The sequence below is a fragment of the Vibrio ostreae genome, assembly GCF_019226825.1.
Taxonomy (GTDB): domain Bacteria; phylum Pseudomonadota; class Gammaproteobacteria; order Enterobacterales; family Vibrionaceae; genus Vibrio; species Vibrio ostreae.
In genome coordinates, this window is record NZ_CP076642.1 from 1,037,658 (window position 1) to 1,060,472 (window position 22,815).

Sequence of the window (22,815 nt, forward strand, 5' to 3'; positions counted from 1 at the left end):
TTCTGTTGCATCATTAGTGAAATCAGGTTCTTAATAAAGCAAATATAATTTGTCGTTTTGGCAAAAAATTTTCACTGTGGAGCGCGATTCTGTTGCTACGCAACGATAGCGCTCTTATCGCTGCTGATGCGTGTGCTAACATGGAGCCAGGGTTATTCAGAGCAAAGTTTATGACAATTTCCAGTGCAGACATTTCTCACTTTCTTTTGCAATTATCACAACAAGCCAAACAGCAGCATTGCCGCTTTGGGGTGCGTATTGCTGCCACAGTGCCATGGCATGACTCCATATTAGCAGATTGTCTGAGTGACAAATCTTCGGTTGCAACTGTCTTTCAGTTGGGCGGTGAGCATGTGACGCATGCTGAACATGTTGCCTTTAACAAAGGCCAGCAGTTTCTCGGACGTGAATGCCAGTTGCTGATTTGTGATGTCTCGGCGGGTCTGGACGCAAATAGTTTCAGTGCGGCGTTAGGGACTTTAGTCGGCGGCGGGCTGTTGATTGTGCTAGGGGAGCTGCCGCAAAAAAACAGTCCCGCCACGCAGTGGCTGAATCGCTGTCTGGATGAACTGCCAGTGATTACGCCGCGACAATTACCGCTAATGCCTGCCCGGCAACAGCGATTCGGCGATATCGATTTTTCTCAGCAGAATGACGCAATCGATAATGTCGAACGGGTAGTCAGCGGGCACCGTAAGCGGCCACTGGTGTTAACCGCCGATCGCGGACGCGGGAAAAGCAGTGCACTGGGCATGGCGGCGGCGCGTTTAATGCAAAGCCGTAATTTGCACATCCTGGTTACGGCGCCGTCTTTAGCCAGTGTGGCTCCGCTTTTTCGACATGCCGAGCTCGGTTTACAAGACGCGGTGATAAAAAGAGGGGAGATTCGATTCGGACAGTCGAGTGTGCGTTTTGTTGCACCGGATGAGTTAATCAATCAGACGCCGGATTGCGATCTGTTGTTGGTCGACGAGGCGGCGGCGCTGCCACTACCTTGGTTAATTGCGTTGGTGGACCGTTATCATCGCGCGGTGTTTTCTACCACGATTCATGGTTATGAAGGATGCGGGCGTGGCTTTACGCTCAAATTCCTTCACTGGCTACAGCAAGAGCGTCCGCAATTTCGAAGTCAGCATATTGACCAACCGATTCGCTGGAGCCTGGGTGATCCGCTGGAAGCATGGCATCGACGCGCGTTTTTACTTGATTATGAATTTCCAGCTTTGGCTGCAGATTTCTCCATCGCTGCGGTTGGTTATCAGCAGGTGAGTAAACAGCAACTGTTGCAGCAGCCACAACTGCTGTCTGAGATCTTCTCTTTATTGGTCAATGCTCATTATCAAACATCACCTAACGACCTGCTGCATCTGCTGGGTGATGAGGCCATGTCGGTGTATGTTGCTAAATCTGGGCAACAGGAGGCTAAATTTGGACAACAGATCGTGGGCTGCATTCTTGCGGTGCGCGAAGGTGGCCTGAATGCTGAGCTGATTACTCAGATTCAGCTCGGCGCCCGGCGCCCGAGAGGTCAGTTAGCGCCAGTGACGTTAGCCAATCAACTCGGGCTGACTGAGGCTGCGCAGCAAGCCTGTTGGCGGGTAATGCGGATTGCTGTGCACCCACAGTGCCAGCAACTCGGGCTTGGGTCTCAATTACTGCAGCACTTTATTGCGCACAATCCGGCGGACTATTACGCGACGAGCTTTGGCGCGACCAAGCATCTGATTCGCTTTTGGCTCAGCAACCAATTTCGAGCGGTCAAGCTCGGCTCGCAGCGCGATCAAGCCAGTGGCTGTTATTCACTGTTAATGGTCCGGGCGTCTGGTGGTGATTGGATGTCATCAGCTGAGCAGCAGTTTTATCAGCATCTGTGTTATGAATTAAAAGATAGTTTGCAGGGATTGGATACGGGGCTGGTGCAAGCGTTGATGGCGGCACGCCAGTCAGCAAGTTCTGACCAGACCGTCCCCTATCACTTATTGTCCGGCTATGCCCACGGTGGCGCGAACTACGAAAGTGTTGCCGTTTGGATTGAGCAACTTTTACTGGCTTTAGCGCCGCAGCAGTGGCTGGAGCTATCTGAGCTGATGATTGCGAAAGTGGTCCAGCAACGGTCATGGCAAGAATGTGCCAGACGTTATCATTACACTGGTCGTAAACAGGCCGAACAGGACATCCGTACGGAGTTGGCTAAGTTACTGAGTAATTTACACTGTAAACTGACAGCCTGAAGTTATTCGAGTGTAAATCGCGTTACCCGATTTACACTGTAAATGGGTGTGAACAACCCGACATAACAAAAAAGTCCTATTGGTCTCATTGAACCGGTAGGACTTTTTGATTTGCTAATCAGATGAAAATTTCCTTTCTAATTTAATCGCTTATAACGCATCTTGTTTAAAAGCACCGGTTGCTGCATCCCGTATAAACGTTGTGGAGAATTTGCTAATTAAGCATTAGTTTCTACACTCATTTCATAAGACCAAAATTCGCATCCACGCACGTCAGTAAGGTGAAACTTCATGTTTTCTCTCAATGAAAGTCTGGATATCAGCAATGTCGTTGATTGCAAGGTTCAATATACCCAGTGGCTTCAACAGCACAGTGATGATGTCATTGTGCTTGATGCTGCCTGCGTGAATCGTGTTGATGCGGCTGGATTGCAGCTGCTGGTTTCATTTCATCATTCTGCTCGGGTGGCCGGAAAAGATTTACAGTTTCAAAACGTATCTGAGACGCTTGAGGAAGGCCTTAAAGTCTTGGGACTGGACAGCATACTTATGGGTGCTCAGTAATGAGAAGGAAAACGTGATGACTAAAATTCTCGCCGTCGATGATTCGATCTCTATTCGCCAGATGGTCAGTCATACTCTTAAAGACGCTGGCTTTGAAGTAGAAACGGCCAATGATGGCCAGGATGCGCTAATCAAGGCGCAGCGTACTAAATTTGATGTGATTATTTCCGATGTCAACATGCCTAACATGGGCGGCTTCGAATTGGTTAAAGCGATTCGGGGTAATCCACAGTACAAGTTTATTCCTATTCTGATGTTAACCACTGAAACCAGTACCGAGAAAAAACAGCAAGGCAAACAGGCCGGTGCGACCGGTTGGATAGTCAAACCGTTTAATCCGGACACGCTGCTCAAAACGCTGCAACGAGTCCTGTAACCACTGGGTAAACGCAGATTCTACGGGTAAGGATAAATTGTTAAATCAAAATCTGGTTAACAACCCAGGGCTCAACATCAGATAAGCAGTACTAGAAAAGATAAGCGATTTGGGCGTCACGAATAACGTTAATTGGTAGGGCAGGGTATGGCTTTAGATATGGAGCAACTGCGCAAGATGTTTTACGAGGAATGTCGTGAAAATCTTGAAGTGCTGGAAAATGTGTTACTACATCTCGACCCGCAACAGGCCGATGATGAAACCATTAATACTATTTTTCGGGCCGCCCATTCTATCAAAGGCGGTGCCGCGACATTCAATTTACTCGATATCAGCGAGTTTACCCATTCCGTTGAGGCTTATCTTGACCTGGTTCGCAACCATCAGACGCAACTCAGCAGTAACAGCGTCGATGTACTATTGAAAAGTTGCGACATGATACGCGAGTTACTTCATGGTCATGAACAGGGCTCTCCGTGTGACACGGCAATGACACATCAAGTCGGGCTCGAATTGAGCGCCTTGCTCAAAGGCACGGAACATCAAACGGGACAAAGTGGTCAACAAGCCGCAACGCCACTTCGTTCCGGCAGTGATTCCTCTGCCCACTCCGCGCCCGGAGAATGGCAATTACAGTTTGTACCTCATCGCGAGTTGTTCTTCAGTGGTAATGATCCGCTGCGTATTTTGCGTGAGTTGCAACAGCTTGACCCGCAATGCCAGCTCGACGTCGATAGCCGTGCTTTACCTGAATTGCTCGAACTCGAGCCTGAGCTGTGTTATCTGGCGTGGCGGATCCGGCTCAGTGCAGCGCTCGAAGAGAGTGACATTCGGGAGATATTTGAATGGGTTGAAGATGAATGTGACCTGCATCTTAATCGAATAGCGTCTGAGCTGCCGGGCAGCGAGGACATGGCTGCCGGTGACAATGATGCGCAAGGTGCAGCTTCGTCATTAACCCCGGTAGTCAATACCGCTGGTGACTTAACACCTGTTGGGCTGGTTGAGGAAGGAGCGAAGGTCGCCACGCCTGATGTGAGTACTGCAGCTAAGGTGAGTGCGGCGCCTATTCTAGCGGCTGAGCCAGCAGTCAAAGCGGCAGTGAAACCAGCCAAATCTGAGTCCAGCGTCACTTCTATCAGGGTGGATATCGATAAAGTTGACAGCCTGATTAATCTGGTCGGCGAACTGGTGATTACCCAATCCATGTTAACCGAAATTGGCAACGACTTTTCGATGGATAAGCTGGAAAAACTCAAATCCGGCTTGGCGCAACTACTGCAAAATAGTAAAGATCTACAGGAAAACGTACTCAATATTCGCATGTTGCCAATGAGTTTTGCGTTTAGTCGCTTTCCCCGCTTGGTACGTGATTTGTGTGGCCGGCTGGAGAAAAAGGTAGAGCTTAAAATTGAAGGCGAAAATACCGAACTCGATAAAACCGTGCTGGAGCGTATTGTGGACCCGCTGGTTCACCTGGTACGTAACGGCATTGACCACGGTATAGAGCAGCCACACCAGCGGCTGCAGGCCGGTAAATCAGAAACCGGTTGTGTGGAACTGAAAGCCTACCATCAGGGGGGCTCAATTGTTATTGAAGTCAAAGACGATGGTGCCGGGATTGATTGTGAGCGAATCTGGCGCAAGGCGGTGGAGAAAGGTGTGTTACCCGCAGACAGCCGACGCGAAGATATCAGTGATAAACAGGTGATGAGCCTGATTTTCGCTCCGGGATTTTCCACCGCAGAACAGGTGTCTGATATTTCCGGCCGCGGGGTGGGCATGGATGTGGTGAAACGCAACATTGAAGAGCTTGGCGGGCATATTGAGCTGGATTCTGAACTGGGACGCGGCAGCCATTTTACTATCAATCTGCCGCTGACCCTGGCTATCCTCGACGGCCAACTGGTTAAGGTTGGTCAGGAGGTCTACATCATTCCTCTGCTGACTATCATCGAATCGATCCAGATTAACCCCGCCTGCGTCAAACTGGCTTCCGGCGGTGTCGAACTGTATCGCTTGCGGGAAGACAATATTCCGATACTGCGCCTGCAGGATGAACTGGAAATGGGTGCCAGCGGCCCGCTGGATAAGCGCTTGCTCTGTTTTGTTGAAGCGGCGGGCAATCGGGTCGGTTTGCTGGTTGATGAGTTACTTGATCAGCAACAGGTGGTGATCAAGAGCCTGGAGTCCAATTATGCCAAGGTGGCCGGTATCTCGGGAGCAACCATTCTTGGAGATGGCTCGGTGTCTTTGATCCTGGATATTCAGGGGCTGATTACCAATTATCTGAAACGTCGCAGTCAGACCCAGAAAGTGATTGCTGCCTGATAACAAGGAGAGTTAGGAATGGATATCGAACATGCGCATCCGCTGCAACATGAATCCGTGGTTCATGCTGCGTTGATGGCCAGTCATGATGCTTCGGCAATGAATGCCGACTTTCTCAGTTTTCGTCTGGCCAGTGAATTGTATGGCGTGGCGATTTGCGACATTGAAGAAATCCGCGTCTGGGAGCATCCTACGCCGATTCCTCGCGCGCCTCATTTCGTCAAAGGAGTGATTAATCTGCGCGGTATGATAGTTCCTATCATGGATTTGCGTCTGCGTTTCGGCATCGGCTCTAACGATTATCTGCCGACTACCGTGGTGTTAGTGGTGCGCAGTGAGTTCGGTGAACAAACTCGTCTGATGGGCCTGGTAGTGGATGCGGTCAGTGACGTCATCGGCCAGGGTGACAACGAGTTGTTTCCCGCTATTGGCGAGACGTCAATTGCTCCGTATCTGCAAGGCCTGCTCAATGTCGGTGAAGAGGTGATGTCGCTGCTGGATACCGAAGCCCTGCTGGATATCCAGCGTTTACTGGGCGAGGAGGCGTGATGCACAGTCAGGAATTTTTAAGCTTCATTCTGGCACAAGATGAATATGGCGTACCCATTTTAGATGTACGTGAAGTGCGTGGCTGGAGCGAGGTACGTTCCGTCCCCAACGGTCCGGATTACTTACTCGGCGTTCTGGATATTCGTGGTGAATATGTGCCGATAGTTGATTTACGGCGTCGTTTCAATCTGGAACCGGCTTGCATTAGTGCCACCACCGTGGTGATTGTCCTTAATGACAGTGCCAAACAGCCGCTCGGACTTATCGTGGATGGTGTCGCTGAAGTGTACGAACTGTCGCAACAGCAGATAAAACCTGCGCCCGGTTTATCTTGTTCACAGCCGCAGCCTTTTATTAAAGGCATCGCCTCGGTCAAAAGTGGCCACCTAATTTTGATTGATGTTGAAGCTCTGTTTGATGTGAGCAAGCTGCAACACCATTCCGTCGAAGCTGCAATCATGTGAGGGAATACTCATGCCATTCTGGAACCGCAAACCCCAACAACAAAAACACGATAGCGCGCCAGTCAGTCACGTGGTGCAAGATGAGACTCCGGCCAAGGCGAGTTTTGGTATTTCCAATCAACATCTGCTGTCGGCGTTAAATGCTGCACAAACGGCATTAATGATGATCGACCGTGATTTCAAAATCACTTATGTCAACAAACAATCGATGCTGTTACTCAAACAGCATGAGAGCCTGTTCAAATCGGTATGGCCTAACTTTCGTGCTGAGGAAGACTTTTTACTCGGCTATTGTATCGATCTGTTTCATGCTAATCCGGCCCACCAGCGTCAGATGTTATCGACACCGGCTCGTCTGCCCTATATCACGACCATAGACATTCGCGGCGTTAAGATCGAACTTAACGTCGGCGCGATACTCGATCATGACGGACAGTATGTCGGTAACACCCTGGAGTGGCGTGATGTCACGGCAGAACGGCAGCAGGAAAATGAAGTGGCACGCCTGCGCGCGGCCATCGATCAGGCCCAAACCGCGATGGTCATGATTGATCGTGATTTCAATATCACTTACATCAACCAGGAAACGCTGAATCTGTTTGGTAAGCATGAAGCGAAACTACGCACTGTCTGGTCTGGTTTTACCGCTTCGTCAGACTGGCTGATGGGGCGTTGTATTGATGAGTTCCACCGCAATCCGGCCCACCAGCGCAAGATGCTCAGCGACCCGGGTAATCTGCCATACAGTACTGATATCGCCATCAGCGATATCAAAATAGAACTCAATGTTGCGGCAATTTTCGATAAGGGCGGTGCCTATATTGGCAACACGCTGGAATGGCGTGATGTGACCGAAGAGCGTGCGATGGACATGCAAATCGGTCGTCTTGCTTCTGCCGTTGAGGGCATGACCACCAACCTGATGATGGCTGACCCTGAAGGCATCATACGTTATCTCAATCCGTCGCTGACGGAATTACTGCGCAGCCGACAACGGGAGCTGCAGCAAGCATTTCCAGGTTTTGATGTTGATCATCTGGTCGGACGCAACATTGATGTTTTCCATAAAAACCCAGGCCATCAGCGTAATATCATTAATAATCCTGATCGCCTGCCATTCAGTTCCAATATTGCGGTCGGAGCGCTGGAGTTCAATCTGACCTGTATTGCGATGCATGACAGCAAAGGCAACTACATTGGTCCGGCACTGCAATGGGTGGATATCACCGAGCAACAGGATGGCCAGCGTCAGGTGGAAAGTCTGATTCAGAAAGCGATTGATGGTCAGTTGCATGAACGCATCAACACGGCCGCTTACAGTGGATTTATGCGGGAGCTGGGCGATGGTATTAATAATCTGCTTGATACTCTGGTTGAACCGCTTGGCCAGTGTATTGACGTGATGAGTGAGGTGGCTGAAGGCAACCTGAATAATCAGATGCCGTCTGATCATCAGGGTGAATTTGGGCGACTGGCTGAAGCGGTCAATACTTCGATCATCAACTTGCGCAATATGGTCGATAAGATCACGAAATCCTCGGCACGGGTGGCGACTGCCTCGACCGAAATTGCCGACGGGAATAATGACCTCAGTCAGCGCGTTGAAGCCCAGGCGTCAAATCTGGAGCAAACGGCAGCCAGTATGGAACAAATGACCGCGACAGTGCGCCAGAACGCTGATAACGCTAAAGATGCCAATACCGTGTCAAACGATGCGGCGAAAAAAGCCAGTCAGGGCGGCCAGGTGGTCGGGCAGGCCATTAACGCGATGAGCGAAATCAACACCGCGAGCAAGAAGATTGCTGACATCATCGGTGTGATTGATGAGATTGCATTCCAGACCAATCTGCTGGCGCTGAACGCCGCTGTCGAAGCGGCGCGGGCCGGTGAACAAGGGCGTGGATTTGCGGTTGTGGCGGGTGAAGTCCGTAACCTGGCACAGCGCAGTGCCGCGGCAGCGAAAGAGATTAAAGGCTTAATTAAAGACAGTGTCGAGAAAGTGGATGAAGGTTCACGCCTGGTGAATGAATCCGGTGCTACGCTGGATGAGTTAGTTGAAGCGGTGCAGAAAGTTTCGGTACTGATTAGCCAGATCACGTCATCGAGTATAGAGCAGTCGACCGGTATTGATGAGATCAATCGCGCGGTAACCGCCATGGATGAGATGACGCAGCAAAATGCCTCGCTGGTTGAGGAAATTTCGGCGGCGAGCCAGTCGCTGAAAGACGAAGGTAAAGAGCTGCTTAATCTGATGAACTTCTTTGCCACCGACAGCAACATTACGACCTTTGAGACCAAACGATCTCCAATCGCAGCCAAGCCAACCGGCAAGCGTGGCAATGTCAGGGATTTACGTGCCAATGGAAAAGTTGCCAACGCCAAGATGAATCTCAGTGACGATGGTGATGAATGGGAAGAGTTCTAATAAAGGGTTCAGGCTATGTTGGCGGTGAGTGAACAAGAATTTGAACTGACGGATAAGGATTTTAAGTTCATCCAATGGTTCATGCATAAGCGGGTCGGCATCTATTTGGCGGACACCAAGCGTGCCATGGTGTATGGCAGAGTCAGCCGCCAGCTGAGGCGGCGTGGATTAACCCGTTTTAAAGAGTATCGGGCACTGATAGAGAATGATGAGCAGGAATGTGTGCATTTCATCAACACACTGACGACCAATAAAACCCAGTTTTTCCGTGAAATTCATCATTTTGAGTTTCTTGAAAAAGTGGTGGTGGAAGGTTGGCGCAGTTTAGGTAATACCGAGATTAAGATCTGGTCTGCCGGCTGTTCAACCGGTGAGGAGCCATACAGCATAGCCGCGACCCTGTGGCATGCCGGTGCTTTTGAGTTTGCTAAGTCAGTGAAAATCTTTGCCACGGATCTCGATACTCAGGTACTTGAGCATGCCAAACGCGGCGTCTACCCGGAGGAGGCGTTGGCGACGATACCGAAACAGTACCTCAGGCAATGTTTTATGCGTGGTAAAGAGGCGCAGAGTGGGAAGATCAAAGTGGCTAACCGGTTGCAGCAGTTTATTCAGTTTCAGCCGATCAACTTGATCGAACCCTGGTCGCTGCCGGAGCAATTTGATCTGATCGCTTGCCGTAACGTGATGATCTATTTCGATAAACCTACTCAGGAGCAGATACTCAGGCGTTTTCATGCTCGCCTCAAGCCTGGCGGTGTATTGTTCCTCGGCCATTCTGAAGGATTGGGAGGGTGCAGTTCGTTGTTCCATCATCTCGGCCAGACAATTTACGTCAAAATGTAGGACAAACCATGGTAAGTGAAGTCGTAACCCATACACCGTCATCGCAGACATCTTTTGAGCGTTTCCCGCACAATAGGTCCGACCTGCCGTGGGTTAAGGTTGCGCCCGGTCAGGTATACGTGAGCGGGAATCATGAAATCATAACCACAGGACTTGGCTCTTGTGTGTCCGCCTGCATTTGGGATCCCAGCGCAGGTGTTGGTGGGATGAACCATTTTCTGTTGCCGTTTGATACCACCGCCGAACTGCATCATTGGAAAGCCGATGAACTGTTATCGAATGCCTCCCGCTACGGGTGTTATGCAATGGAAAATATTATTAATCAATTGCTTAACATTGGTGCGCAACGCGGTCGCCTGAATGTGAAACTGTTTGGTGGCGCGCAATTGCTGGGGTTCAAATCACTGATTGGAATTAAGAATGTGGAGTTTGTTCTCGGTTATGTACAGCGTGAAGGCCTCAATGTGGTCGCTAAAGATCTGGGCGGAGTCGACCCGCGCCGCGTACTGTTTGACCCGAAGTCGGGCCGAGCCTGGCTGAAACGTATTCCTTGTGCGGAAGTGATGCAGATTCGCCGCAGTGAAGAGTGTTACTCCAGCCAGGTGGCGCAGCAAATGCCTGATACGGGCAAGAATGTGGAGTTATTCGAATGAGCAAAATGATCAAAGTGTTGGTCGTGGATGATTCTCCGGTATTCAGAGCGCTATTGACCCAGCTGATCGCATCCGATCCGGATCTTGAAGTTGTCGGCAGCGCGGAGGATCCCTATCAGGCGCGTGATATGATCAAGCGCCTCAATCCGGATGTGCTGACGCTGGATATCGAGATGCCCAAAATGAATGGCGTACAGTTTCTGCGTAATCTGATGCGTCTGCGTCCGATACCGGTGGTGATGATCTCTACCCTGACCCAGCATGGTGCTGATGCAACACTCGCGGCACTTGAAGCCGGTGCGGTGGATTATTTTCCTAAGCCTTCAGTCGATAACACGGCGGATATGGTGAATTACAAAACGCTGGTGAATGACAAACTCAAAATGGCGGCCGGGGCGAATGTGGCCAGCAGCCCGAAGCCGTCAGCAAAAGCTCCTGTGACAATAACGCCTTGCTCAACCCGGATCCAATTGTTGGCCATTGGTGCTTCAACCGGCGGTACGGAGGCGCTGAACAGCGTTTTATCTGCATTACCGGCAGGTTTACCGCCCATCGTGATCACCCAGCATATCAGTGCCCAGTTTACCCCTTCATTGGCTAAGAGGCTTAATGCCAATAGCGCGGTTGAAGTGGAGGAGGTCAAACAGCGTCAGGTATTGCTGCAAAGTGGTCACGCCTATCTTGCGCCCGGAGATCAACATATGGTGGTCACTCGCCGCGGTGCCGAGTTGTACGCGTTGCTGGATGACCGCGATCCGGTCAATCGTCATAAACCCTCAGTGGATGTGATGTTTGATTCGGTGGCAGAAGTGCTCGCAGATAAGGCGTTGGCGATGTTACTGACCGGAATGGGACAAGATGGCGCTAAGGGGATGCTTAAAATGCGCCAGAAGGGCGCGGCAACCGTCGCCCAGGATGAACGTAGTTGTGTGGTGTGGGGAATGCCCAGAGTGGCCATTGAACTGGGGGCAGCCAAGGATGTGCGGGCACTCAGCGCGATGCCGCAATGGATTGGTGAACATATTCACCTAAATAAAATTAACCGATAGCGGCCAGCAGGAGTCAGTATGCGGAAAAGTAAAAACTTTATCAAAACAGGCGGCGTCGCGTTGTTACAGCTGGGGCTATTGGCTGGCATCCTGACGCAGGATGTGTCAGCGGGGCTCGGGAGTGCGATTGTGCTGATTGCGCTTTTACCCTGGTTGCTGACAGGCTCGTCGCCTTCCTCGGCTTATGCAAGCCGCGCTGCTTCAACGGCGGATTCGGCACAGCCCAAATCCAGCGACAAACATAACCCCCAATCTGCTGTCGCTTCGTCTTCCCAGTCTGGGCGAGGTGATGCCGCTCAGGTGAAACGCTTGCAGGCCGTGATTAATCAGAATATCGAGCGTATCAAAGAGCCTTTGATCAAACAGCACAATATAGTGGATGAGTCGGCCGAAACTTTAAATGAAAGCTTTTTTGGTTTGCAGATGGTCAGTGAGCAGCAGTCGGAAATATCCAGCACCTTAGTGAACAATCTGCTCGCCAATCAGAACAGTCAGTACAACTTGAAAACGGTCCTGCCACGCACCGAAGCCATCATTAATGAGTTTATTGCGACCCTGCACAATGTGTCGCAAAAAAGCACGTCAGCCGTGAGCAGTATTCATGATATGTCGGACAAGCTGGATGTGGTGTTTAAGCTGCTCAACGAGGTTCGTGGATTATCTGAGCAGACCAATCTTCTGGCGCTGAACGCGGCAATCGAAGCGGCCCGCGCCGGTGAAGCCGGCCGAGGCTTTGCTGTGGTCGCGCAGGAGGTACGCAATTTGTCAGTTAAAGCGGAAGCGCTCAATAACCAGATTGAAAAAGAAATTCAGATTGCGCAGCAGACCGTAAAAGCGGCCAATCACACCGTGGGTGAGATGGCGACCATCGATATGTCTCATATCGAAGCGTCGAAGCAGTCGGTCGATGACATGCTGCAGGGGGTTCAGCAAGTCAATACTGAAATTGAACGTGAAGTGCAGAAAATACAGGAGCTGGGTCAGATTCTGGTGCAGCATGTGGGCGATGGAGTACGTTGTCTGCAATTTGCCGACATCGTGATGCAGCAAGGCGATTATGCGCAGGATTCTTTGCATTATCTGGAAGAGGCGTTGCAGTTACTCGATAAGCTTCACCACGGTGGCGTGGAGAGTGCACACCTCGAACAACTGGAACAGAAAACTTCTAATCGCAGTGCACCGGCGGCCAGTCAAAGCAGTATGGATGAGGGGGAAGTTGAACTGTTTTAAGGACGGACGTATTAAAAATGAGCGTTTTAAGGACGAGATATGGCCATTGAAACTAGGATAGATAACGATAACAAGCATGTCACCATTGCGGTGGAAGGAACCTTTTGTTTCAACCTGGTGCAGGATTTTCGTAGTAGTTATGCTAAACGGTTTGATCATGAGTTTACGGTAGATATGCGTAAAGTTGATTATATCGACAGTACCGCTTTGGGAATGTTGTTGAATATGAAGAACTATCTTGAGCAGCCCGATGGCATGATTCGCATCGTCAATACGCTCCCTCAGGTGCGCAAAGTATTGATGATTTCGCGTTTTGATAAGAAATTTACCATCGAATAAACGCCTGACTATCGAATAAGCAGGGAGAGTCACATACCTATGCGCGTAATTGTTGTGGATGACCATGCAACCAACCGTCAGTTGTGCCGTTTTATGCTCGAGAACGTCGCGGAGCATATTGATGTCTTTGAGAACGGGGAAGGTGTGGTGGCTGCCATGCAGCAGATGGAAATGCTGCCGGATCTGATTTTGCTGGATGTGATGATGCCGGTAAAGGATGGCTTTGTCACCGCGCAGGAGATAAGAGAGTCGTTTCCCAACCACTACATTCCTATCATTTTCCTCACGGTACTGGATGATCATGACTCGTTTGAGCGCTGTTTATCGCTTGGCGATGATTTTATTCTCAAACCGGTTGAGCGCAGTGTATTGATTGCCAAGGTTCAGGCACATTACCGGGTGGTAAAAATGCACAAAGAGGTGATGGAACAACGTGACCAGCTGCAACGATTTCGTGATAAGGTGCAATATGACTTCGCTATTTCTGAGTCCATTTTTTCCAATCTGATGGAGGAGATGGGCGAGCAGATCGAACACATTTTCGGTATTGAATACATCTCGACTCCATCGACTATTTTTAACGGCGATCTGATAGTGATTGCCAGCCGGCCTTACGGTGGTATCTATGTGATGATCGCGGATGCAACCGGTAATGGACTTCCGGCTGCGATTTCAACTCTGCCCGCCACTCGGACTTTTTTCTCAACGGCAGCGAAAGGTTTGTCCTTAGGAGAGATGGTTTCAGAACTTAATCGCTCTCTGGAAAGTTTTCTGCCAACTGGGATGATGCTGGCCGCCAGCGTATTTGAAATCAGGGCCAATGGTTTTGAAGTCTCCTGGTGGGGAGGCGGATTGCCGGATGGCTATATTCTCGACAGCGACGGCAGTGTGGCTAAGCGTTTGATTTCGTCTCACATGCCAATGGGCGTACTTAAACCGGATGAGTTTGAAAGTGATGTGATGCACTTTAAACTCGATCCGGACCAGCGCATTGTCTGTTATACAGACGGTATTACCGAAGCGCAAAATGACGTCGGGGAACGGTTCGGTGAGCAAAGACTGGAGGCCTTGTTGAGTAAGGTGTCGCAAGGTGCCTTGATCCCTACCTTGTACGAAGAAGTGCAGCGTTTTGCTAAACCGGGCAAAGCCGATGATCTATCGGTGTTAACCATGACGTTTCCCCTGGTGAATGTGAATCAAGGCCAGGTGAATCAGCCGTTGATGCTGGGCAACGTTCCCCTGAAAACCTCACTTAGCTTTCCCGCTTTGGTGCTGAAACGCATCGCAGTAATGAATGAAATACGCACTTATCTGAAAGGGATCGTGCTGGGTGGTGAACATCTCGATTTACTGTGTTCGCTGCTTTCAGAGCTGTTCAACAATGCTATCGATCATGGCTTGCTTGGCCTTAATTCTGAGATGAAAGATGATCCGGACGGTTTCTTACTCTATTACCAACAAAGAGAAGAGCGTTTGCAGCAACTGGATGAATCGCACTCGATTCGACTCGACATCGATTTTCAGCCGCAGCGGTCGCGGATTGAATTCATGCTTGAGCACAGTGGCGTGGGTTTTGATTATCAGCAAAATCGGGCTGAAAACCCCGATGTATCTTATGGGCGTGGCATCCTGTTGGCCTCGACACTGTGTGAATCACTGCATTATTTCAATGAAGGTAAATGTGTGCATGCCGTGTACCTGTTTAACGAGGAGCAACCGTTCCCTAACCTGATTACTTAACTCTTCCTTTTGATTACTTCACTGTCCTTTTTGATGATTTAACTATTATTCCTGATGACTTAACCATTTTTCATAGTGACTTAACTATTTTTGATGGTGATTTAACGACAGCAAGAGCGCGCTGCGCATCGGGGGGAGGCTGACACATTTACACTGTAAACCTGGTGACAGGCTGCGGCTTGACTCTCTCTGCAAGATACACTGCGGTTAAGAAGTGACGTAAGCCTGACTTTGCTACTCGTTTTATTCCGACCTTGTCTCAATTTCTATACACTGTATTTCAAAACGACAGGTATGCCGTGAAGGTTATTCAGGATGTGGAATGAATTGATTGTTCTCTCCGAGGACAAAACCCAGGTGATTGCAAAACTGAATGGCGACAAAACCATCGCCAAGGAGTTATCTGATCAGGGATTGAGCGATGCTTTGGGTCAGATCGGGGCAAGAAAATATTTTGTTGACCAGGATTCAGTGAAACGTTTTATTCATTGTGCCAAGGAAATGAAAAGTGAAGCCTACGACGGGATAGTCGTGGCGCTGCAGCGTAATGCTCAGGTGGAAGTCGTACTGACCGAGCAGGATATGTTGGCCAGTATGCTGGTCACCGGCGCGTATGGCGGCCGAGGTTTGTATGGCAGTGAACTGGTGCAGGCGTTAGCGGATGCTCAGGTAGTGAAAGGGATAAATAAATTAGCCCTGAAGAAAGTCCTGCTGATGAGTAACACACTCAAGCCCGGAGAAACCTTCACTCAGCCTGTCGCGCGTGGCAAAGAAGCGATACAGGGGCAGGACAGCCAGTTTATTGCGCTGGTGGAGGATGTCAGCAAACGCATTCTGGCGCCGCAAGAGCGTAAAAGTGACGATAAAATTGATATGCGCAACCTCGGTGAGACGGTGACCGTTAGCGAAAACGAGCCGGTCATGCGACGTCAGCCTGCGACCGAGGGGGAAGCCGGGTACACGGTGCAGGGCAAAGTGATTGCGCCGAGACCCGGTATCAATAGTGAGCTGTTGCCAGGCCGTGGTACGCACATTTCTCCTGAGGATCCCAACCTTTTACTGGCGAGTCAGTCTGGCCTGCCCATCATTAAAGGCAAAACGATTGATGTCGATAACGCGCTGTGCCTCAATAACGTCAGCATCGCGACTGGGCACGTAAAATTCAAAGGCAATGTGGTTATAGCCGGTGATGTTGAGCCGGGCATGGTCGTCCGAGCCACAGGTTCAGTCACCGTTGGCGGGTTTATTGAATCGGCTGATGTGCAAGCTCAGGGAGACATCGAAGTTGGCAAAGGCATCATAGGTCATACCGTCTCCGAAGGTGAAGCGAAAAGCTGTGTGGTGAAATCCGGTGTCAGTATCAAAGCAAACTACGCTCAGTTCTGTGAATTGCAGGCGGCGGAAAATATTCAGATCGCTGTCCACTGTATGGGCGCGGATGTGCGCTGTGGGGGAGATTTGCTGGTCCTGGACGATGGAGAAAAGCAGGGCACGTTAAGCGGTGGTGTGACTAAAGTGGGGGGGAAAGTGACCTGCCTTAACTTAGGCGTTGAGGGAGATACCGCGATGAACGTTGAAGCGTTTGCACGCTTTGCCTGGTACAAAGACCGGATGGTTAAGCACAAGGAGCAGTACAAACTGGCTCAGGAAGAGACCATGGACATTATTCGTCGCGAGCTGGAATTCAAAAAACGCCCTAAAGCTGAACGTAGTGATGAAGAAGAACTTGAGATTGATAATGCCAAGGATCAAGCCAACGCCAGGCTGGAAAAAGTCAAATCGGCGCTGGATGTTCTTAACGATGAATTTCAAATCGCACTGGAAAATAACGTGGTTGACGTGAAGGGTAAGGTATTTACCCATGTTACCGTGCAATTTGGCGATGAACGAGTGACGACAAAGCGGGTCCATGGGCCTTCCATTTTCAGCTACAATCAATATGAAATTCAGCTGTCGTCTAAACTCGATGAGGAAGATATCGGGGTTTAGTCGCAACTGGAGCAACGCAGAACTCGGTGCTTATGAGCAGAGAAATCGGTCATGACCTCCAACCCATCTGACTGCACAAAAGGGAGCCCGGCTCCCTTTTGTCATTTTCCCCCAATCATTTTCGGGCCTGAGTTGCTGTAGGCAGGTGTATGAAAGAGCGGCTCAGCGGATTGCAGTTTATCGACCATGGTCTGCAACACATATTCATCAAACAGGTGAGTGGCGTGCAGTTGCTCCAGCGCGAAAAGATACTGGTTCGCGCTGTATCGGACATGATCTTTTTCAAGCGTAGAACACACTTCACGGTGAAACGTGTGTTGTGATTCGTCGTTGGCGGCCTGGAAACGGAACGTAAACCAGTCGTGCTGAATAGCTTCTTCGACCAAAGCTTTCCACTGTTGCTTACCCAGCACTAACTGATTATCGGAGCTGGCGATAAAACCATAATCAAGTTCAGGGTTGGCGTTAGAGGCGGCCACTGCGGTCTTGTCCGGGCTTGGTAGCGGATCACCGATTCAGCGGCTACGCTATCTTTATTTTCCAGATAAGGAGGCAATGCCAGTCCGATCGTATTGATGCTATTGCTGACTTCGGAGCGCTGCTGCTCAAGATTATTGCGCGTGGTTAAAGTTTAGACCGTTTCTTGTCGTTTAAGCGGGGAATACGTTAAGAGCCGTGCAACCGTCACAGAGTGTGAAGTGATCGATACAGGCTTTCACTTGTCGTGGCTTGAGTTATACGTCGTATAGGCGCACAATCGGCAAAAAATAACGAGGAGTAGAAATGGAACTTTCAGACATTCGCCGTGAATACATTCAAGGCGGTTTGCGCCGCAAAGATTTGCTGGCCGATCCGGTGCAACAGTTTAATTTATGGCTGCAGCAGGCGATCGACGCGAAGTTAACCGATCCGACCGCGATGACAGTTGCCACAGTGGATGAACAGGGTCAGCCATTTCAACGTATTGTGCTGCTGAAAAATGTCGAAACTGACGGTTTCGTGTTTTATACCAACCTGGCCAGCCGCAAAGCGCAACATATCCAGCACAATAACAAAATCAGCCTGCATTTCCCGTGGCACCCGCTTGAGCGCCAGGTCCATATTACGGGTACGGCAGAAAAACTCAGCGCGCTGGAAAATATCAAGTATTTTACCTCACGTCCGAAAGAGAGCCAGATTGCGGCGATCGCCAGCCATCAGAGCAGCCGTATTTCTGCCCGTGGCGTATTGGAAGGCAAGTACCTTGAGCTGAAACAGAAGTTTGCTAAAGGTGAGATCCCGGTACCGAGTTTCTGGGGCGGCTTCCGGATTCGTCCGCACAGCATTGAGTTCTGGCAGGGTGGCGAACATCGCCTGCACGACCGTTTCATTTACACCCGCCAGGAGAACGGTTGGGACGTGGATCGTCTCGCACCGTAGCCGACACGCTTTGCTTGGTCATACCGTTTTCACACGCCGCTTTATGCGGCGTGTTCGTTGTTCAGCACCACGGAAAGCTGGGTTTTAAGTAGGGTTTGCGGGATCACCGAGCCAAAACCGAGGTCCAGAGCCCGGTCGAGCAGGCTCTCTTTACTGGGGACACCGAATTTGGTGCGCAGGCGTGCCTCGTAGCCTTCCACGGTTTTGATTGAAATTCCCATCACGCGCGCGATGTGTTGCGGTTTTTTGCCGTATAGCAACAGAAACAGAGTTTCCGATTCACGGGTTGTGAGCTTGGGCAGTTGCAAGTCATCATGATTGGCACTTTTGAGCGCTGAGCTTAAACCTGTTACGCGACATACCCAGTGTCCGACTTCAAGAATAGCGGTATCTGTCAGCTCCTGGCCGTAAAAAATGGTGCCGCGGACTTGACCCTGTGCATCGCGCCATGGGCTTTTGGTAAAGATGTGAGCATGCCAGCGACCATCCGGGTATGGGTGGATGTCGAGCACTTTCAGTGAACGGCCGGTTTTGATCACGTAGCGATCCTGCTCCTGAAAATCAGCGGCGCAGGCCACGGTCGGACTTGGCATATCAAAATCGGTCAGACCAACACAGTGCTGCATGCTCTCCACACCGATCAGCGCAGAATAGGCCTCATTGGCATAAACAAAAACAGAGTTCAGATCTTTACAGCCCCAGTAACCGGGTAACTGTTGAAACAGTGATAACTGTTCTGCGGTGAGTGGATTTGACACAACATAATTCCCTTGTATACAACCGGATTATGATACCAAGGTGGTGGGTTAAAGTAAGTACTCAGTGCGGGTTTACGGGACGAAAACATAAAAAAAGCCAGCCTGAAGACGGGCTGGCACAAATACAAGAAACATATCTTGTCGACGTGTAGAAGAGGTTCCATGAATTCAGCGAGGGTCTGCCGAAAACACAGAGGCATCAATAAGATACCCGGCGTCAAGGGACCCTTAACGCCTGGCGACAACTATATTAAAGCTGCCAGCAACGCAAAAGGGGGGAAATCCCCCCTTTTGGCTATTTTGCGCAAATAGTTGCGTTACAGTTCACGTAAAACCCGGAAGCCAACGTAATTAGCGGCCGCGGAAGGGGCAATAAACAGCTGACTGTCCGCTTTAGCCATCTCCGGAGAGAAGCTCCAGGCGCCGCCTTTCGCCAGGCCACGTGTATCTGTGGTCCATTGCCAGACGTTACCGACGACATCATAGAGCCCCAGTGGGTTAGCAGCAAAAGCGCCGACCGGAGAAGTGCTCTTGTTTGACCACGGTGTACCGCCCCAGCCAGTATTGGCTTTTCCGCTGCCAAAACGCTCACCCCACCAGTACGCTGTTTTACTGCCAGCGCGGGCAGCTGCTTCCCATTCATCTTCACTTGGCAGGCGATAATGGAAGCCGGTTTGTTGTGACAGCCATTGAGTATAAGCCTTGGCATCGTTCTGGCTGATACATACCACCGGGGATTGCCCTGACTGCTTAAAGCCCGGATTGCGCCAGTAACTGCCCGGCATCGGTGCGACTTCCGCCTTATCGACCGTAATGCAGAGTTTTTGCAATTCGGCATCGGTCTGATAGCCGGTCTGGTTAACGAAGGTTTCAAACTGAGCCACGGTTACCGGTGTGGCGCTGACTGCGAAAGCATGATCAAGGTGAACCTGACGCGATGCATTCTCACCCAGCAGGTATTCGCCGCTCAGTAATGTGACCATTTGCGGCGCTTTGACATCGCCTTTCAGCAAGTCGGCAAAAGTATGTCCCGCTTTAAGCGGGTTAGCCTGCTCGCGCAGCACAGCACGCAGCGTATGGTCCGAGTTGATACTCAGTTCCTGATGGAAGGCACGGTAGCCCTCTTTGGCCACCGTAATCATGTGACTGCCGACCGGCAGCATAATATCGACGGGTGTGCTGCCGTAGCTGACGCCATCCACTGAAACGGAATCCTGGTACTGGTTCGAGCGTATCAGCAAATTGACCCAGGCGACTTCTTGTTGTGGTTGGGGCTGTGCGCTATCTCCGGGTGCAAAACAGTACTGTGATTCGACGTCCAGCAGTTTACATGGGGTATTTTCCGCCGGACGGGCATTCAGCTGCGCGGCGATCACGGTTCTGAATCGGCTGCCGTCAAAGAAACCGGCATCGCTGACTTTATGGCTCAGCACGTGAATATTGAGCGCGACATCCCCCAGATGCTGTTTGACCTGTTTGGATTCTGTGGTTTGATCGAGCAGCCAGCTTTGATACTGGGTGACTGCTTTTTGCAGCGCCAGATCCGTGGTCTGTTGGGCACACTGGGCCAGGGTCATGTCGGCCTGGCAGGCGTTGGTGAAACTGACCGTCTGCTCGCCTTCACGTTTCAGTTCGTTTCTCAGCTGTTCAACCCGGGCGCGTACTTTGTCTTCAGCAAGCCGGGCGATTTTCTGCTCAATTAATTGCTGTGCGGCTTTGGCCTCGCTCAGCGCGGATTGCTGTTCCTGAAGTTGCTGCTCTGCTTGCAGACGTGCCTGTTGATTCTGTTTCACCTCAGCCCAGGCTGCCTGATAGGCATTCTGAGCCGCAGAGATATCCAGATCCGGCTCATTGATCATCGCCTGATACTGCTTCGCCAGAGTGGCTTTGGCCTGCTGCAGCGCTTTGTCGAGCTTGGCAGCCTGCTGCGTCAGGCGGTTGACCTCACTGAGCTGATTGTCTGCAGCCGTTTGCTGAGCCTGAGTGCTCTTTTTGGCCTCACGCAATGCGCCGTGCTGGCTGAACAGCGCATCGTCGATGGCGACTACGCCGGAGCTACTCGCCACGTTGGAACTGTTGGCCACGTTGGAACTATTGGCCACGTTGGATACATTGACAACGTCGGATGCCGAAGCTTGTTCTGCCATCAAAGGTGTTGCGAGCATGTATGGCGAAAGTGCAAATAACAGAGCGGGTAAACCTTGTCGCATGAGTGTCTACTTCAGTTAAAATTGAACAAATCCTGACGCTATTCTAAATGTAAACGCCATCTTGTCATCAATTAGCTTTCAGTAACCTGATGACAAAATGGCGTTATCGCGACAGGCGGTAATGGCGCAGCCAAGGCAGTCAGTCCGTTTTATCAGCTGTCTTTATTGGGTCTGAGTTTAACCCACACCGTGTCATTACCGTTGACGGTGATCACGCGGTTGTAACTTTCGAAACCGTCTTTGGCTACGGTCACCTGGTGGCGACCTGCCGGCAGAACGATTTCAACCGGCGTGCTGCCATAGTTGATGCCATTGATGGTGACGGAATCATTGTATTGATCTGAGCGTACCGTGACGTTGGCCCACGCCTTGCTCTGCTTGCTGCTTTTGCTTTCAGCGGCGCCCTGCAGACAGTAACGGCTGGAAACATTGAGCATTTTACACGCTGCGACTGCTTCCGGTTTGGCCTGCAACTGTGCCTGCATCTGAGTAAAGTACTCGCTGTTGCCTTCAAATCCGGCCCGCTGAATCTGGCTGTCCTGAACGTGAATGTTCAGCTCGACACCACTGAGATTTTGCTTAGCGATCACTGACTCACTCAGACTGTCGAGCAACTGGGCACGGAAGGTTTTGACCGCTTTTTGCTTGGTCAGGTGCAGGCCCTGGCTGGAACATTCACCCAGTGTCATCGTGGTGGAACAGGTGGTTTTATAGCTGGTTTCCACGACAGCACTTTCGCGCAGCTCGGCTTCAAGGCGTTTTACCCGTGCCTCGATCTTGCTCTCTTCGAGGTTGGTGTATTCGGTTTTCAGGCGCGCTTGTTTCTGCTTAAGCTGAGAGAGGCGCATTTCACTTTCGGCGATGGCCTGTTGGTTAGACAGCTGTTCTGACTGATTCTGTTTGACTGCTGCCCAGGCGTCCTGATACTGCTTCTGGAAAGTAATCAGATCGGTCTCCGGGTCTTCCAGCAAGCGGCTGTACTGTTTATCCAGAGCCGACTTCGCGCGGTTACGCTTGGCATCCAGCTCGTCGCCATTACGCTTCAGGCGAGCCTGGTCGTTTTTAAGCTGTTGAAGCATTGAACTTTCAGTGTCGAACTCAGATGCGATAGCATCAATTTCGCTCTGTTTTGTACTGATTTTTTCATCGATGGCGGTCACAGGATCGACCTGTGTAACTTCATCCGCGTACACCGATGCAGATACCCAAACTGGGCTTAGCGCAAGCAGTAGCGCTGGGAGGCGATGTTTGATCATAGGTCCCTGCAACATTTATATGAATCCACTGCAAGCAGTGGGAAAGACAAACTTTTGACAGCGGTATTAAATGGCTTAATACCCTGGCTCTGGCCATGCAAATTGCCAGCTCTCTGGCGGAAAAGTCACATTCATCTGACATTAGGTCGCTGATTTTGTGAATCTTATAACTCTGCAAACTCCATTTTGAGCAGATTATCGAAATATGCAAGCACCGATTTCCGATCTGGTTTACCGTTTTCCTGATTGAACACACATTGACCGTAATTTATGTGCACTTGATCATTGTTCCGGTTGTGCGACAAAACCCACGCCGGCTTTACGGCAAAATTTAAATGTGCGCCAGATTGCTTATAAGTGTGCTGACGCAGCACTGATTGTCGCTT

17 protein-coding genes and 3 pseudogenes are annotated in these 22,815 nt (G+C 50.5%); 15 read left to right on the forward strand and 5 right to left on the reverse strand.

Going from position 1 to position 22,815, the window contains the following annotated elements; all coding sequences use genetic code 11:
- Positions 1-170 precede the first annotated feature (170 nt).
- From KNV97_RS04465 to KNV97_RS04530, 14 genes are all read left to right on the forward strand, one after another.
- On the forward strand, positions 171-2,231 hold the full coding sequence (locus KNV97_RS04465) for a GNAT family N-acetyltransferase (RefSeq protein WP_218561630.1): 2,061 nt from the start codon (positions 171-173) through the stop codon (positions 2,229-2,231).
- A 291-nt stretch (positions 2,232-2,522) separates the two neighbouring features.
- Complete coding sequence (locus tag KNV97_RS04470; protein ID WP_136483655.1) at positions 2,523-2,795, forward strand: STAS domain-containing protein; 273 nt, start codon at positions 2,523-2,525, stop codon at positions 2,793-2,795.
- Positions 2,796-2,811: 16 nt separating this feature from the next.
- Positions 2,812-3,171 (forward strand): response regulator, encoded by a 360-nt coding sequence (locus KNV97_RS04475; RefSeq protein WP_136483654.1) that lies wholly within the window; start codon positions 2,812-2,814, stop codon positions 3,169-3,171.
- Between the two features lie 147 nt (positions 3,172-3,318).
- Entirely contained in the window at positions 3,319-5,502 is a 2,184-nt protein-coding gene (locus KNV97_RS04480) for a chemotaxis protein CheA (RefSeq protein WP_218561631.1), read from the forward strand.
- Positions 5,503-5,577: 75 nt separating this feature from the next.
- A complete protein-coding gene (locus KNV97_RS04485; RefSeq protein WP_256611910.1) occupies positions 5,578-6,051 on the forward strand; it encodes a chemotaxis protein CheW in 474 nt (157 codons plus the stop codon).
- Positions 6,051-6,515, forward strand: coding sequence for a chemotaxis protein CheW (locus tag KNV97_RS04490; RefSeq protein WP_136483651.1), 465 nt, complete (start codon positions 6,051-6,053; stop codon positions 6,513-6,515). The genes KNV97_RS04485 and KNV97_RS04490 overlap by 1 nt, the downstream gene beginning before the upstream one ends.
- A 10-nt stretch (positions 6,516-6,525) precedes the next feature.
- A complete protein-coding gene (gene aer2 / locus KNV97_RS04495) occupies positions 6,526-8,940 on the forward strand; it encodes an aerotaxis transducer Aer2 (protein ID WP_218561633.1) in 2,415 nt (804 codons plus the stop codon).
- A 15-nt stretch (positions 8,941-8,955) separates the two neighbouring features.
- Complete coding sequence (locus tag KNV97_RS04500) at positions 8,956-9,786, forward strand: CheR family methyltransferase (protein WP_218561634.1); 831 nt, start codon at positions 8,956-8,958, stop codon at positions 9,784-9,786.
- A gap of 8 nt (positions 9,787-9,794) precedes the next feature.
- A complete protein-coding gene (locus KNV97_RS04505; protein ID WP_218561635.1) occupies positions 9,795-10,439 on the forward strand; it encodes a chemotaxis protein CheD in 645 nt (214 codons plus the stop codon).
- A complete protein-coding gene (locus KNV97_RS04510; protein ID WP_218561636.1) occupies positions 10,436-11,488 on the forward strand; it encodes a protein-glutamate methylesterase/protein-glutamine glutaminase in 1,053 nt (350 codons plus the stop codon). The genes KNV97_RS04505 and KNV97_RS04510 overlap by 4 nt, the downstream gene beginning before the upstream one ends.
- A gap of 18 nt (positions 11,489-11,506) precedes the next feature.
- Positions 11,507-12,718: a methyl-accepting chemotaxis protein gene (locus KNV97_RS04515; RefSeq protein WP_218561637.1), complete on the forward strand. Its 1,212-nt coding sequence runs from the start codon at positions 11,507-11,509 to the stop codon at positions 12,716-12,718.
- 39 nt (positions 12,719-12,757) lie between these two features.
- Positions 12,758-13,057 carry an STAS domain-containing protein gene (locus tag KNV97_RS04520; protein WP_136483645.1) on the forward strand — a complete coding sequence of 100 codons (300 nt, stop codon included), beginning with the start codon at positions 12,758-12,760 and terminating at the stop codon, positions 13,055-13,057.
- Between the two features lie 39 nt (positions 13,058-13,096).
- Positions 13,097-14,797 (forward strand): ATP-binding SpoIIE family protein phosphatase, encoded by a 1,701-nt coding sequence (locus tag KNV97_RS04525; RefSeq protein ID WP_136483644.1) that lies wholly within the window; start codon positions 13,097-13,099, stop codon positions 14,795-14,797.
- Positions 14,798-15,112: 315 nt separating this feature from the next.
- Entirely contained in the window at positions 15,113-16,786 is a 1,674-nt protein-coding gene (locus KNV97_RS04530) for a DUF342 domain-containing protein (protein WP_218561638.1), read from the forward strand.
- Positions 16,787-16,947: 161 nt separating this feature from the next.
- Here KNV97_RS04530 and KNV97_RS04535 read toward each other — a convergent pair.
- Positions 16,948-17,268, reverse strand: a pseudogene (locus KNV97_RS04535) (diguanylate cyclase); the annotation flags it as partial.
- Positions 17,199-17,399: pseudogene (locus KNV97_RS22185) on the reverse strand (hypothetical protein); the annotation flags it as partial. The pseudogenes KNV97_RS22185 and KNV97_RS04535, both read right to left, overlap by 70 nt.
- Positions 17,400-17,569: 170 nt before the next feature.
- Here KNV97_RS22185 and pdxH point away from each other — a divergent pair.
- Positions 17,570-18,205: a pyridoxamine 5'-phosphate oxidase gene (gene pdxH / locus KNV97_RS04540; RefSeq protein WP_218561640.1), complete on the forward strand. Its 636-nt coding sequence runs from the start codon at positions 17,570-17,572 to the stop codon at positions 18,203-18,205.
- Between the two features lie 41 nt (positions 18,206-18,246).
- Here the strand turns inward: pdxH and KNV97_RS04545 are convergent.
- From KNV97_RS04545 to KNV97_RS04555, 3 genes and pseudogenes are all read right to left on the reverse strand, one after another.
- Positions 18,247-19,163, reverse strand: a pseudogene (locus KNV97_RS04545) (helix-turn-helix transcriptional regulator).
- Positions 19,164-19,280: 117 nt separating this feature from the next.
- Complete coding sequence (locus tag KNV97_RS04550) at positions 19,281-21,173, reverse strand: SUMF1/EgtB/PvdO family nonheme iron enzyme (protein ID WP_218561641.1); 1,893 nt, start codon at positions 21,171-21,173, stop codon at positions 19,281-19,283.
- Between the two features lie 152 nt (positions 21,174-21,325).
- Positions 21,326-22,429, reverse strand: a complete 1,104-nt coding sequence (locus KNV97_RS04555) for a PEGA domain-containing protein (protein WP_218561642.1) — start codon at positions 22,427-22,429, stop codon at positions 21,326-21,328.
- Between the last annotated feature and the right edge of the window lie 386 nt (positions 22,430-22,815).